This is a genomic window from Mycobacterium sp. 852013-50091_SCH5140682, from assembly GCF_001665685.1.
In the GTDB taxonomy this organism is placed as follows: Bacteria; Actinomycetota; Actinomycetes; order Mycobacteriales; family Mycobacteriaceae; genus Mycobacterium.
Map to the genome: position 1 here is coordinate 69,367 of NZ_LZTB01000120.1, position 13,846 is coordinate 83,212.

The 13,846-nt window shown below is 66.4% G+C and carries 10 protein-coding genes; 8 read left to right on the forward strand and 2 right to left on the reverse strand.

What is annotated here, in order from left to right; translation table 11 throughout:
- The first annotated feature begins 1 nt into the window (after nucleotide 1).
- Entirely contained in the window at nucleotides 2-670 is a 669-nt protein-coding gene (locus A5784_RS31645; protein WP_064948815.1) for a YoaK family protein, read from the forward strand.
- A gap of 105 nt (nucleotides 671-775) precedes the next feature.
- Here the strand turns inward: A5784_RS31645 and A5784_RS31650 are convergent, their stop codons facing one another.
- Nucleotides 776-3,898, reverse strand: coding sequence for an arabinosyltransferase domain-containing protein (locus A5784_RS31650; RefSeq protein WP_286159454.1), 3,123 nt, complete (start codon nucleotides 3,896-3,898; stop codon nucleotides 776-778).
- Between the two features lie 149 nt (nucleotides 3,899-4,047).
- Here A5784_RS31650 and A5784_RS31655 point away from each other — a divergent pair, with 149 nt between their 5' ends.
- The 7 genes from A5784_RS31655 (at nucleotide 4,048) to A5784_RS31685 (ending at nucleotide 11,510) form a co-directional block, all read left to right on the forward strand.
- Entirely contained in the window at nucleotides 4,048-4,371 is a 324-nt protein-coding gene (locus tag A5784_RS31655) for a DUF732 domain-containing protein (protein ID WP_197514945.1), read from the forward strand.
- Nucleotides 4,372-4,501: 130 nt separating this feature from the next.
- Nucleotides 4,502-4,906 (forward strand): nitroreductase/quinone reductase family protein, encoded by a 405-nt coding sequence (locus A5784_RS31660; RefSeq protein ID WP_064948844.1) that lies wholly within the window; start codon nucleotides 4,502-4,504, stop codon nucleotides 4,904-4,906.
- A gap of 30 nt (nucleotides 4,907-4,936) precedes the next feature.
- On the forward strand, nucleotides 4,937-5,776 hold the full coding sequence (locus A5784_RS31665) for an SDR family NAD(P)-dependent oxidoreductase (RefSeq protein WP_064948818.1): 840 nt from the start codon (nucleotides 4,937-4,939) through the stop codon (nucleotides 5,774-5,776).
- Nucleotides 5,776-6,546 (forward strand): fructosamine kinase family protein, encoded by a 771-nt coding sequence (locus A5784_RS31670; RefSeq protein WP_064948819.1) that lies wholly within the window; start codon nucleotides 5,776-5,778, stop codon nucleotides 6,544-6,546. The genes A5784_RS31665 and A5784_RS31670 overlap by 1 nt, the downstream gene beginning before the upstream one ends.
- Nucleotides 6,547-6,934: 388 nt before the next feature.
- Entirely contained in the window at nucleotides 6,935-9,025 is a 2,091-nt protein-coding gene (locus tag A5784_RS31675) for a hypothetical protein (protein WP_064948820.1), read from the forward strand.
- A gap of 72 nt (nucleotides 9,026-9,097) precedes the next feature.
- Entirely contained in the window at nucleotides 9,098-10,684 is a 1,587-nt protein-coding gene (locus A5784_RS38635) for a serine/threonine-protein kinase (protein ID WP_064948821.1), read from the forward strand.
- 103 nt (nucleotides 10,685-10,787) lie between these two features.
- Complete coding sequence (locus A5784_RS31685) at nucleotides 10,788-11,510, forward strand: serine hydrolase (RefSeq protein ID WP_064948845.1); 723 nt, start codon at nucleotides 10,788-10,790, stop codon at nucleotides 11,508-11,510.
- A 153-nt stretch (nucleotides 11,511-11,663) separates the two neighbouring features.
- Here A5784_RS31685 and A5784_RS31690 read toward each other — a convergent pair whose 3' ends face one another.
- Nucleotides 11,664-13,745, reverse strand: a complete 2,082-nt coding sequence (locus A5784_RS31690; RefSeq protein ID WP_082945208.1) for an acyltransferase family protein — start codon at nucleotides 13,743-13,745, stop codon at nucleotides 11,664-11,666.
- Nucleotides 13,746-13,846 lie beyond the last annotated feature (101 nt).

Below are 13,846 nucleotides of genomic sequence, written 5' to 3' on the forward strand. Positions count from 1 at the left end.
GATGGGAATCCAGTCACCGGTCTCGCACCGGCTGACCGTTACCGCGTTACTGCTGCTCACCTTCGCGACCGGCATCGTCGACGCGATCAGTGTGCTCGTGCTCGGCCATGTGTTCGTCGCGAACATGACCGGCAACGTGATCTTCCTGGGGTTCTGGTTGGTGCCGCATTCGGGCGTGGACCTGGCGGCGGCGGTCGTCGCGTTCGTCAGCTTCGTCGCAGGCACTGTTGCGGGCGGACGGTTCGCACGGCACCTGCAGGGCAATCCGAGGCGATGGCTCACCGTCACGCATTCGGTGGAAGTGATTATGCTGCTGACGCTTTCGGCCCTTGCCGGCGCCGGTGTGCTCGACTACCAGGACAATCGGAAGCTGATTCTCATCTCGGGGCTGGCGATCACCTTCGGTATCCAGAACGCCACCGCGCGGCAGTTCGGCATCCAGGAACTCAGCACCACCGTGCTCACCCAGACCATCGTGGGCATCGGGCTCGACAGCAGATTGGCCGGCGGTACGGGCGATCGGGAGAAGCTGCGCTACAGCGTGGTGGCGACGATGATGGCAGGCGCGATGGTCGGCGCATCGTTGACGCTGTTCGCGGTCGCGCCGGTGATTGCGTTGGCGGCGTTGGTCATTGCGGCCAGCGCGGCTATCTTTCGGTTCGGCTCCTAGGCTTCACCGCGGATCGGCCCGGTATTCGGCGAGTGGCCAGTTGCGCACGCAAAAAATCACGAAAACCGTGCAGTAACTGGCCACTCAGCGTCCGAAGCGAGGGAGCTAGGGTTCGATCCGGATCGGCCCGGGTGACCACAGCCCGGACCTCGTTGCCGTGCCGAGGTCGATGCGGGCTTCCGTGGCGTCGACGACGGTATCGAACTTGCGCAGCGAACCCCAGTCACGGCCCCAGTCACGGGACAGGTAGGTGGGCATGACGTGGGCGCGCAGCAGCACATCGGAGATGCCGAGCAGGCCGCCGTTGCGGCCTTCCTGCCAGGTGTCGGGGTTCTGCAGCTTGGCCGGATAGTCCGGTGAGATGCGGTATCTGGGTACCTCGGTGACCCCGTTGGCGTGCAGCATCGGGTGTTGGCAGGGGAACACCAGGCCGACCATCCAGTCGAGCAGGATGGGTTGGGTGGTGCCGAGATACTCCTGCAGCGAGCGCAATTCGGGTACCCGGGGTGGGGTGACGGCAACCCAGTCGCCGGGGTTGAGCGAGCGGTCGTCGGCGATCACGCGAACGTAGTCGGCGTCGGCGGGAATCTGCGCGCGCGGGAACCGCAGGGATCGCCAAGATGGTTGGGGCCCAATGTCGTACGGCGTGATCCGGCCGGCGGGCTGCGGCTTGCCGTCGGCGCCGGGGCGCCCATATTCCAGTGCCACTGTCTGAGCTTCGGTGTGGCCGTAGAGCACGCTGTTGCCGCTGATGGTTCCGGCGGCGGTCACCACCACGAGCGGGTGCGCGTCGTCGGCGGCAGGCAGCCGGTACCACGCCGAGGTCAACGTGCTGGGTTGTTGGGGCCCGGCGGTGAAGCTGCCCAGCACCGGAACACGCGTGGGATCCAGACCGTAGGGCAGCGTGGGTGCGGCCGTCCAGTCGTAGTCGGTGCCTGGTTGGGCATTGGTCTGCCAAACCGACTCGGCCACAATGTGTTCGGGCAAGCCGTCGGAGATGAATCCGACGGGCGCGTCGCCGCCCAATGGGCCCAGTGGGCCGTAGCTGCCGGGCGCGGGCGTCAGGAACCCCACATTGGGATCGGGTTCGACGAGCACGTCGTCGGCCAGCCCGCAGCCCCCGCTGAGTTCACGAATGTTGGCCCAGCCGTTGGAGTATGTCGGGTACTCGCGGACCATGCCGATGGTCAGGGACGCGACGAAGACGATCACCATGAACCCGGCCGCTACCGGGACAGGCGCGGTGGTGAGCATGCGGACGAAGCGCTGTTCGGGCCGCGTAGTCGGCTTGATGTGCAGCAGTGCGGCGTAGAACGCCGTCAGGAGGAAGAGTCCGAAGAACACGCTGCTCGCGGTGACCGGTCCCAGGTGCGGGGTGCTGTCGTTGAACGGAACGCCGTAGCTCGACACATACCACCAGCCGTTGGTCGACGCGAAACACAATGCGACGACGAACAATACGGCCGAGAGGAAGGCCATCCGGTTGCGCGCCGACCGCACGATCGTCGGGCCCATCAGCACCGTGGCCAGCGCTGCCATCGCGGCGCCGACCGCGGCGAACAGCCCGAAGTGGTGGATCCACTTGGTCGGCGTGAACGTGAGGAAGAATATGGTCGCGAAGATGATGCCCATCAGCCGCCATGCCGGGCCCGTCGCAACACCGGGAATCTTCTTGCGGCGCAAGAACAACACCATGGACGGGAACAGGCACGCCATCGTGATCAGGATGCCGAACCGTCGTGACAACGCACCGTCGGTGGTCGGCAGCACCAGGTAGAAATACCGCAGATTCTCGGTGTACCAAGGCTGGCTGGGGCCGATCGCGGTGCGCACCCGGGTGGCTTCCAGTACCGCGGCCAACGTCTGGTCGGCGAACACGACTGTGAGCACCACGAAACCGGCGGCCAGCAGCGGCGCCAGCAGTGGCCATGTGCCGATCACCCGGTGCCGGGCGACGAAGATTCGCAACAGTGGGCGCCCGCCTGCAACCAGCGCTGCGACCGCGATCAGCCCGGTCGGCTGGATGCCGAGGGTGAAGGCGGCGGTCACGACCGCCAACGCGGCGGGTGTGACTCGACTCGAGATGATGGCCCGTTCGATGAGCACGTAGGTGATCAGGGCACCCGCCGCGATCTGGCCTTCGGGCCGCAGGCCGTTGTTGAACGGCATCCACGCTGCGATCAGCACGAACGCCGCGGCCCACAGCGCCGGCCGGCTTGCCGCCACCGCGGGCCCCAGCCGGGGCAGCACCTCCCGGGACAGCAGCAGCCAGCACACCAAGGCGCAGACCAGGTCTGGCAATCGGATCCACAGGCTGATGTCGCTGACGTGTGTCATGACGGAGAGCAGGTTGTAGTACCAGCCGAACGGGTCCTCGGGGCTGCCGAACCAGCGGAAGTAGTTCGACATGTACCCGGCATGCCCGGCGACGCGGGCCATCTGCATCTGATAGCCGTCGTCGGAGGCGCCCGCGCCCGCGATGTACCAGTACAGCGACACCACGATGACGGTGGCGTCGACCCAGGTGAGCGTGCGCCACCGGGTGGGAATCCAGCGCTGCATCCGGCGACCGTCGAGCCGGTCGAGCTGCCACAGCGCCACCAGAGCGATGACGGTGGCCGCCATCCCGATCAGCATCGCCGCGAGCTTCAGCGGTGTCGGTGCGGTGGTGTAGCGGGTGTCGATGGTCGCTGACACCGAAAGTCCGCTCGGCGCAGGGCCACTCAGGTCTGTGAACACGCCGACGATCTGTGGCCGCAGGTTGGGGTCGGCGTAGCCGCTACGTCGATCGGCGCCGTCGGGGCCGGGGAGCCCGACGAAGGTGGCGAAGGTGCCGTCGAGAGATGACGTAATGTCGATCCGACTGCAGCGCGTCGCTTCGCTGCGTGCGACGGTGGCGACGACGACGTTGCGCACCAGCACGTCGACGCGGTCCTTACTGACGGTGACGAACAGTCCGTTGAGGCCGGCGTCCTTGCCGTCAGCGGGGATGGTGCCGAATATCAGCCCGCCGTCGGCAGGCGTCTGCTGCACCACCGCGCACGGGACTGTCGCCGTCAGCGATACCGGCGTCAGCGTGATCAGCGGCGCGGTCACGTTGCCGAGCCGGCCAGCCTGCGGCCAGTTCAAAGTCGCCGTCGTCTGGACAACCGGCAGGATGGGAGTCAGTGCACTGAGCACAAAACCGATCAGGCCGGCGACGATCGCAACCCAGCGCCACGCCTTCACTGAATGATGTTCCCGCCCATTGCACAACCAATATATGAAACAACTGTTACGGTCAAGGCGAGGCGCGGCCGGTGGGAGTCGGGAGATGTTTGCGGTCAAATCCGCCGAATGATTGCGGGGTCGAGGCCGCAAACCCTAACCTGATGGCCATGACGAGGGGAATTGTACGAATCGGTGCTGCCATGCTGGCGGCCGGAGCGTTGCTGAGTGCTGCGGGTGGGACGGCGGGAGCGTGGCCCATCCCGTTGACAGATGTCGACTACCGCTATCTGAACGCCACTCGCGGCGTCTTTCCCGGCGACGACGATCAGCTGTTGATGGCCGGCCGGCAGATCTGCAGGCTGCTCTATACCGGGCAGCACACCCAGGATGCGATCGACGCCATGGTCGGGCAGTACGGCGCGACCCCGGACCAGGCGGCCGTTGCCGTGCGAGCCGCGCGCAGCACATACTGCACGCAGGCTCCGGGCTGACAGTGGCGGCCCTGCCGAGCGGCCAGTTGATGCACGCGATCGACCGATTTGCGTGTCATAACTAGCCACTGGGCGCGGTTGCGGAGTTCCGCCACGTCTCCCAAGCAGTTAACCAATGGAGAGGCACGACATGGTCGACCTGAAGTCCTTGAAATTCAGACTCGTCCGGACCGGCCAGCGATTCGTCGTCAACCCGCTGGCGCGGCGTTCGTCGAGTCTGACCATGCTGGAGACCACAGGGCGCAAGAGCGGCTTGCCTCGGTTCACGCCTATCGGGGGTCGGCGTCAGGGCGACAGTTTCTGGCTGGTGTCCGAACATGGGTACCGCTCGGACTATGTCCGCAACATTCAAGCAGACCCGCACGTCCGATTGCGGCTGAGAGGGCAATGGCGCTCCGGCACCGCCACACTGCTGCCTGACGACGACACGGCGAAGCGGCTCGATATCCTCGGCGGGCTCAACAGTGTGGGTGTGCGCGTAGCCGGCACCGACCTGTTGACCATCCGGATCGACCTCGAACCCGCAGGCTCGTAGTCGGTCGCGCCGCGCAGTACCCTCGCCGATATGCCTTCAGTTCTGGTCACCGGCGCTGCCCGTGGAATCGGTCGGGCCATCGTCGAACACCTGGCCGTCAGCGGGTGGGACGTCATAGCCGGGGTGCGTTCGGAAGCCGATGCGGCGTCAGTCGCTGCGATCGATCCGCAACACATCTCGACGGTGATCCTCGACGTCACCGACGCCGCGCATATCGACGCGTTGGAAGCCGCGTTGCCACCGCGCTTGGACGCCGTGGTGAACAATGCCGGGATCGTGGTGGCCGGCGCGGTTGAGGTGTTGTCTTCCGATGACTGGCGTAAACAGCTGGAGGTCAACGTGATCGGCCAGTTCGCGGTCACCAGGGCTGTGCTGCCTAAACTACGGGAGTCCCGCGGACGGGTGATCTTCATCTCGAGTGTGAACGGTCAGTTGTCCTCGCCGATGCTGGGTGCATACGCGGCATCGAAATTCGCGCTCGAGGCCGGCGCGGAGGCGCTGCGAATCGAGTTGCGGCCCTGGGGGATACCTGTGGTGGTCGTGGAGCCGGCGCAGACCGACACCGACATGTGGCGCAAGGCCGACGACATGGTGGTCGATGTGGAAGCTGCGATACCGCCTGCGCAACGCGCGCTGTACGCCAAGCACATCGAGGGGATGAAGAAGTTCATCCCCGTGTCGAAGAAGCTGGCGGTGCCGCCGGCGAAAGTTGTTGCGGTCGTTGAGGAAGCGCTCACCGCGCGCAAGCCGAAGGCCCGCTACCTCGTTGGGTTGGGCACCAAGGTCCAGGTCGCGCTGATGCGGAATACGCCTGCGGCGGTGCGAGATCGAATCGTGGCGAAAGTCTTCGGCGTCCCTGGCCGGGCTTGATGGACCATTTCGTCAAACGCAATCCGTCGGCGCCGCAAGGGTTCTTCGCAGTGGAAGCGGCCGGACTGCGGTGGCTCGCCGTGGAGGACGGCGTGCCGTGTGCCCGGGTTCTGGCGCACGACGCGACATCGCTGACGCTGCAACGGTTGCAGTCTGTGGCCCCGTCGGCACGCGCGGCATCCGAATTCGGCCGCGCTCTGGCGGTAACCCACGACGCCGGCGCGGCGGCATTCGGTGCCGGGCCCGATGGCTACCGTGGCGCCGGGTTTTTCGGGCCGATGTCCGAACCGCTGCCAATGTCATTGACCCACCACGACTCCTGGGGCGCGTTCTATGCCGACGAGCGGCTCGAGCCGATGGGCGGGCGCGCTGCCCGGCAGCTCGACGCTTCGACCCGCCGAGGCCTGGCCGAGGTGGCGGCGTTGTGCCGTGCGGGTCGGTTCGACGATGCTGACGGCCCGGCTCGCCTGCACGGTGACCTGTGGAGCGGCAACGTGATGTGGACCGCCGACGGCGTGGTGCTGATCGATCCCGCCGCGCACGGCGGGCACCGCGAGACCGACCTGGCGATGCTGGCGCTGTTCGGCTGCCCGCATCTGGGGGATGTGCTGGCGGCCTATGAGTCGGTGCATCCGCTGCGCGACGGTTGGCACGATCGGGTCGGCCTGCATCAGCTCTACCCGTTGCTGGCACACGTGGTGCTGTTCGGTGGGAGTTACGCGCCCCACGTCGCTGCCGTTGTGGCGAAACTGTTGACCGCCACCAGCTAACGGCACGTTTTGTCGACGGATTGCCCGGGCGCAGTGCTCGCGGCGCTGTACGCCGATATAGCCGCAGGACCGCCGCGCAGCAAGCTGCTGCCAAGAACACGCAGGTCGCGAGCGTGAGGTGAGATCGGCTAGCGGGTTTGCCGCCAGGCTGTGAACTCGCTGGCAGCAATTGACGCTTGCGTAGAAGTGGCAGTCCCTGACAGTTGCGTCCTCACAAAATCGGTGGTGCATATCCACTGGCAGATGCGATAACGACGAGAAAGCGGCGAGCGGACTCTTCTTATCCAACATCGGCGAAAATTTTCCTTAGCAATCGTAGTGATCTAGATCACCGGGGTGCTAGGTTGCCTGAGAGCAACCTGAGATGGTTCCCGAAAGGACTGGTCATATGGCCGTTAAGCACCGCAAGTCGAAGCAGCGGACAAAAAAGATTGCGACTATCGGTGCAGCGACGGCAACCGTCACAGCCCTGACCGTCGGTGTTGCCCAACCGGCCGAGGCAAACGCCGCGGTGGTGAGCCGGGATGTGGCACTGAGCGCGGCCACAGGCCCCAACTACACGCAGATCATCACCGACTCATCCGACAGCCTGAACAACATCCTCTTCGCGGCCGGGAACTTCGGCGGCGCCGCGGCGGGCGCGTGGGATCCGATCGCATCGGCGTTCCCGGCCGGCTGGCTGCCGACGTTCAATGCGGGGACGACGCAGGCGGACCTGCTGACGACCCAAGGTCTGACCAAAGCATTGGAAGCGGTGCTGAAGAGCTTCGAGGCGCCCGATCTCAGTGTCATTCCTGGGCTCCCAGTGGGTCCCGCGAACGACATCGCCACGGCGCTGCAAGTCGCCCTTGCTCCGCTTGCGGCGGTTACCGGGGTGGGCGGGACCGCGCTCGAACTGGTCAACACAGCACTTGGAGGGCTTACCAATCTAGGGGTGCTCGGCGGGATTCCGTCACTCGGCAGTCTGATACCCGGCCTTCGGGTCACGGACACCAGCTATGAATCCAGCTACAACTGGGCTCTGGTTGGCCTCAGCGGACAAACTAACATCAACAATCTGTTTGCGCAGATTCCGAGTCTGACTGGTTCGTCGCTGGTTACCGGCATTCTCGGAGGCTTGACTCTCGGTGGCGTACCGATTACCGATCCGTTGCTGCTGCACACCATCGGCGGGATTCTGTCGCCGCTCGACATCATCAACACACCGTCGATAACCGTCTGGGATCCTTCTGGCTCTGGCCTGTACAACTTCCCACTCGGCGGCAAGGTCGGTTGGCTGGCCACGATGCCCACACTGGATCTCGGCCCGGTGGACGTCGCGGGGATTCCGTTGTCGACCACCGACACCGTCGTGGCCGTCCCGATCTTCGCCGGTGGAGTGGCGCTGCCGCTGAACCTCGCGACGTTCGCCACCGTCGCCACACCCGGACTCGTATTGCCCACGGCCACAGGTGTTTCCACCTTGTTGGGCACTAATCTGCAGTCGTTCGCGATTCCGTTGCTCGGCGTCAGCTACACGAGCTTGAACACCTTGCAGGCCGGCTACCTGGGTACCAACGGGTTCAACTTCAACAGCGGGCAGACCGTGGGCCTGCTGACCACGCCATTCGGCGCACTGCCGATCGTGTACTCGCTGGGCTCGGTCAACGCGGGCACCACCGGATTCGGAATCACGCTGCCCTCGCTCTTCACGATCGGGGCGTTGCCGCCCTTCCAGGTCGGTACTGCGCCGACGCAGCAGTCTCCGGACGGAATCATTCCGGCCAGCGTGCTGAACCTCGGCCTGGATGTTCCGACCCAGACCGACAGCATCACCCATCTGCTCGGGCTTCCGGATGTCGGTAAGACGCTGTCGGACACGGTGCTGACTCCGGTCTTCAACGCCACGGCCGCACCGCTGGGAGCGCAGCTCACCAATTACCTGAACAACAACGTCGGTTCGTGGGCCGACGGGTTCGCCAACTTCGTCAAGCAGTTGACCGCCGCGATCGCGAACGCGTCGTACAACCTTCCCGGTGCGACTCAGCCCGCGGTGACCAACAGCCCGTCGACGTTGGCGGTCAACAACACGCCGCAGACAGGGCTGCCCACTCTGCCGTCGGCCAAGACGCTGTCCCTCCCGTCGGCGCCGTCGCTGAACACGAATACCAGCACACCGACGACGAATTCGGCCGCGGACCAGACGAAGTCCACAGTGACCGACACCACCAAGACGACCGACACCACCAAAACGGTCAGCACGTCGGCCAATACTGCGCGGGACCGGGTGAACACCTCGGTAACGCAGGCCACCAAGCAGATCAACGACACGGCCAAGAAGGCCACCAAGCAGATCAGCGATACGGCCAAGCAGGCGGGCGACAACCTCAACAACATCGCAAAGAAGGGGCAGGACGCGGTCAAGAAGACCGTTGCCGGGGCCACGCAGGGCGCCAAGGATACGGCGGACAACGCCAAGGCCGGAGCATCATCGAAGTAGCACCACACCAGCAGGGCCCAGGTCGCCACCATCTCCGCGTGGCGACCTGCCCAGCCAACTAGGCTCCCGTACATGCCGTTAGGTGCGGGGGCCAAGTTCGCGGGCTATACCGTCATGCGGCTGCTGGGTTCGGGCGGCATGGGTGAGGTCTATCTGGCCATGCATCCGCGGCTCCCGCGTGAGGATGCGCTCAAGGTTCTGCCCGTCGAGATGAGCACGGACGCCGAATACCGGGCCCGGTTCACGCGGGAAGCGGATCTGGCGGCGCGCCTGTGGCATCCGCACATCGTCGGCGTCCACGACCGTGGTGAATTCGAGGGCCGGCTCTGGATCGCCATGGACTATGTCGACGGCACCGACGCCGCCCGGCTGGTACGCGAACAGTACCCCGGCGGAATGCCGCCCACCGAGGTCGCGAAGATCATCAACGCGGTGGCCGCCGCACTGGATTACGCCCACGAACGTCAGCTGCTGCATCGCGACGTCAAGCCATCCAACATCCTGCTGACCAACCCTGATCACGGCCAGCGCCGAATTATGCTGGCCGACTTCGGGGTTGCCCGCGCCACGAACGACGACACAGGGCTGACCACCACCAACACCGCAGTGGGATCAGTGGCCTACACCGCACCGGAACAGTTGACCAACGACCCGCTCGACGGGCGGGCCGACCAGTACGCGCTGGCGGCAACGGCATACCACCTTCTGACGGGGGCGCCGCCATTCGCGCACTCCAATCCTGCGGTGGTGATCGCCAAACGGCTGAGCAGCCCGCCGCCGATGCTGTCGGACACCCACCCGCAATTGCGGTCTCTGGATTCGGTGCTGATCCGCGCGATGGCGAAAGACCCTGGCTCCCGGTTCAATTCCTGCGCGGAGTTCGCCGATGCCTTCGCGATGGGGGCGGTGCTGCCCGACCTGTCGACGGTGGACCCGCCCACCGCGCCGACCCGGGTTGCCGAACCGCCCCGACCGCGTACGTCCGAACCACCGCGTCCCGAACCTCCGCCACAGCGCGCGGTCCCGCCGCCACTGATGGTGTCGGGGTGGTCGAGTCCGAGCATTCCGGTGACACCTCCGCCGCAGTCCTCCCGCCCGGCGATCTCCCCGATGAGCGCAAAACGTGGGCGCAGCCCACTGCCGTGGATCCTGTCTGCCATCGTATTGGTGGTGGTTGTGGGTGCAATTGTGTTGGCCGTCAACATCATCGGTGGATCCACCACGACGTCGACCACCAGCGGATCGCTGACCCCGATCACCAGTCAACCGACATCGGCCACCACAACCACGACGACGTCGACACCGCGGACCCCGACGGCCACCGCGAAGCCGCCGCTGGTGCCGGGCCCGGATACCCGCAACGAGGATTGTGGTGCGGGGATTCAACTTCCGGGTCAGCAGGGCTGGGCGACGCGCGCCGGGCGAGGTACGCCGGAGACGTCGTGCTTTCTGGCACGCAGCGTTCTGGAGTCCTATTGGGCTGAATATCCCAGTCCGAGCAAGGATCACCGCACCGTCGAGGCGGCAGGCACGGTGCCCTGCAGTACCACGGGCAGCCAGTGCGCGGGGGACAAGTTCGTGATGAACTGCGGCGTCAACGGCAGCGACGGCTGGATCACCTGCACGGGCGGGAAGAACGCACGTGTCTATCTTTTCTAGTGGCGTTCGCAACACTTCGGCGGCCGTCGCGGTCTGCTGCGCGATCGTCGCCGGCTGCGCGTCGCCACCGCCCCCGGCCGCGAAACCAGCGGGGGCTCCGGCCATTCCCGCGGCTGCGCCCGTCGACACATTGGGTGAGAGTTTTGCGGCCCTCACCGCCACCATCCCCGCCGCCGTGGGTGTCGCCGTCGCGTCGGAAGGCGGTACCCGGCTGTTCGGCAACTGGTCGGCAGGCCCGGCGTGGTCGACCATCAAGGTGCCACTGTCCATCGCCGCGTTGCGCAGTGAGCCCGAGCGGGCGGGTGCGTTGGTGAACAAGGCAATCGTCCAGTCTGACAACGCTGCTGCTGAGCAGCTCTGGTCCATGCTCGGCGATCCGGCGGCGGCCTCCCACGCGGTCGAGGCGATCCTGCGCGACGGCAAGGACACAGTCACCGTCGTGCAATCCCAACGAGTGCGCGAAGGCTACAGCGCCTTCGGTCAGACGGACTGGGCGATGCAGGCCCAGGCCGGGTTCGCCGCACGGTTGCCGTGCCTCGCCGGGGCCGGTCCCGTGCTCGACGACATGCACAGGCTGGCCGCCGACCAACAGTGGGGACTCGCCGGAGTCGATGGAGTTGCCGCCAAGGGTGGCTGGGGCCCCGGCGTCGACGGCGCGTATCTGGTCCGGCAGCTCGCCACGGTCAGCAGCCCGTCGGGAACCTTCGGCGTCGCACTGGCCGCCCAGTCCGACGGCGGCACTTATGACGCCGCCATCGCGGCCATCAACCAGCTCGGCGGCTGGGTCAAGCAGCACCGCAACGAGTTTCCCGCGATGCCCTGTTGAGGGTTTCGGGACGCCGAGAAACACGTAGGCGGCCAGAGATGGTGGTAGGCAAGCCCTGCTGCTGTGGGGCTGTCGCCGCGCGGACCCGTCCCGCTGGCACAGTCAAGCCGGACCAGATGCGTTGCGGCGGTTGCGGACTCCGCTCAGCGGTTACTAATTGCGGGCCAGCGCGCTTTCGGCGAGGCCGCCGACGACGGGGCTGAGCTGCTGGGCGTATTCGGTGGTGATGTGGTTGTCGTCGCGAAACACCATGGTGTTGCCGATGATGACGGGGCAGCGGTCGGAGGTGCAGAAGAACTCGCCGAGATTCGCGTACTGTCCGCCTCCGGCCTGCACGGCCGCGGCCTCCGCGGCGATGCCGGTGTCGTTCATGGCGATCGACCGTTGCGGCGTGCAGGCGGCGACGTCGTTCATGTGCGCCGACAGGCACGTCGGCACGGTGTCATGGGGATCGGGAACCGGACCGAGCACCAGAACCTTGGCGCCCGTACCGCGTAACTGGGAGACCAACCGCGTCAACGCATCCAGCCACACCGGGTCATAGCTGGTGAAACCGAAGTCGGCACCGTAGCGGCGCACCATATCGACCACCACGAGCGCCGGGCGCTCCTGCTGAACCCGGGCAAGTACGGCCGCCCGCCACTGCTTGCATTCGGAGAACTCACGGCCCAAGTAAGGGCTGACGATCGGCAGTTTCAACACCGGGCAGGTGACCTTGGCCATCGTCTCCAACCGCCAGCCGCGCTGCCGCGCAACGGGTTCCAGTGCCGGGTACCACATGCCCGCGTGTGAATCGCCGATCAGTGCCACCGTGGTCTTCGAATTCACCTGACCGGCGGCGCATTCCGGTGGGTTCAGGTCTTTCCACGACAACACACAGCCGTTGAGAAACACCTCCGGTTTGGTGATGTTGCCCAGCGACGGCGAGAGGTTCGACGGCACGGCCCGCAGGTTCGCCGATGCCGCCACGGCGGCCCGCAGCTGATCGGCGGGCGTCAGTACTTTCGGCGCGGGCCCCGGCACGGGCGCCTGCACAGCGGCCACCGGGACCGCGGCGGGCCCGGACCCGGTGGGCACCGGCCGGACGGCCAGCAGGATCAGGCCGGCACACACCGCGACGCCGGTCGCGGTCGCGCCGACCGCGAGACTCCGCCACGCCGACGCGCGCAGGGCCGCGGCGAACCGGGCGGGATTCTCGATGAGATGCAGCGTCAGGACCGCCAGGCCGAGAGAAATCAGCACCATGAGCACCCGGCCGCCCAGCCCGAGCGGGCCACCGAACAGTGCGGGCGCCAACAACAGCAGCGGCCAATGCCACAGGTACCAGGAGTACGACACCCGGCCGATGCCGCGCATCACCGGCAGGGCCAACAGCCGCCCGGCTCCCAGGGTGGGTATCGAGCAGCCGGCACCGATCACCAGCGCGGTGCCCAGTGCAGGCAGCAGCGCAGCGGTACCGGGATAGGGCTCCGATGCCCGGATCTGCGTGCATGTCACCAAGATCAGGGCCAGCCCACCCCAGCCCGCGATGGCCGCGCACACCGGCGGCAGCGTCCGCCAACTCGCCGCGGTCAACGCGATCACGCCACCGACGGCCAGCTCCCAGGCCCGGGTGGGCAGAGAGAAGAACGCCCACGGGGGCATGGTCTGGGTCCAGGCCAACGACAACGCCAACGAGCCGCCCGCCACGGCCAACAGCACCAGTGTGTACGGCGTGGCCGAACGGGTGCTCCGCCCGGACCGCGTCAACAACCACGCCACCCCGATGATCAGCGCCGGCCACAGCAGATAGAACTGCTCCTCGACACCGAGGGACCAATAGTGCTGCAGCGGCGATGGCGGGGTGTCGGCGGCGAGGTAGTCGGTGCCCTCGACGGCGAACCGGTAGTTGCCGACGTAGAGCGCGCTGGCGATCGCGTCGCCGAGCACCCCACGCGCTTGCAGCGGCGGTAGCAGCGCGACCGCGCCGATCGAGGTCGCCACCAGCACCACCGCAGCGGCGGGCAGCAGCCGCCGGGCCCGCGCGGCGTAGAACGACGCCAGCCGCACCGTGCCGGTCTGGCCGGCCTCGCGCCACAGCAGCCCCGTGATGAGGAAGCCCGAGACCACGAAGAACATGTCGACGCCGATGAATCCGCCGCCTATCCCGGGCACACCCGCGTGATAGAGCACGACTGCCAGTACCGCGACCGCGCGCAAGCCTTCGATATCGGGCCGAAATTGTTTGGTGGACATGGTCTTCCGGCCACTCGCGGATACAGCGCGGCGGGACGTCGATTGCTCGGAAGGGGGCGTTCTGGTCACTCGAGTAACGATCGTGCCATGAGGTTCTGCAG

Bases quoted from the DNA above. Each gene is read 5' to 3' on its own strand.
- A5784_RS31655 (WP_197514945.1), top strand. From the start codon at position 4,048: ATGACGAGGGGAATTGTACGAATCGGTGCTGCCATGCTGGCGGCCGGA.
- A5784_RS38635 (WP_064948821.1), top strand. From the start codon at position 9,098: ATGCCGTTAGGTGCGGGGGCCAAGTTCGCGGGCTATACCGTCATGCGG.
- A5784_RS31665 (WP_064948818.1), top strand. From the start codon at position 4,937: ATGCCTTCAGTTCTGGTCACCGGCGCTGCCCGTGGAATCGGTCGGGCC.
- A5784_RS31670 (WP_064948819.1), top strand. From the start codon at position 5,776: ATGGACCATTTCGTCAAACGCAATCCGTCGGCGCCGCAAGGGTTCTTC.
- A5784_RS31690 (WP_082945208.1), bottom strand. From the start codon at position 13,745: ATGTCCACCAAACAATTTCGGCCCGATATCGAAGGCTTGCGCGCGGTC.
- A5784_RS31645 (WP_064948815.1), top strand. From the start codon at position 2: ATGGGAATCCAGTCACCGGTCTCGCACCGGCTGACCGTTACCGCGTTA.
- A5784_RS31675 (WP_064948820.1), top strand. From the start codon at position 6,935: ATGGCCGTTAAGCACCGCAAGTCGAAGCAGCGGACAAAAAAGATTGCG.
- A5784_RS31660 (WP_064948844.1), top strand. From the start codon at position 4,502: ATGGTCGACCTGAAGTCCTTGAAATTCAGACTCGTCCGGACCGGCCAG.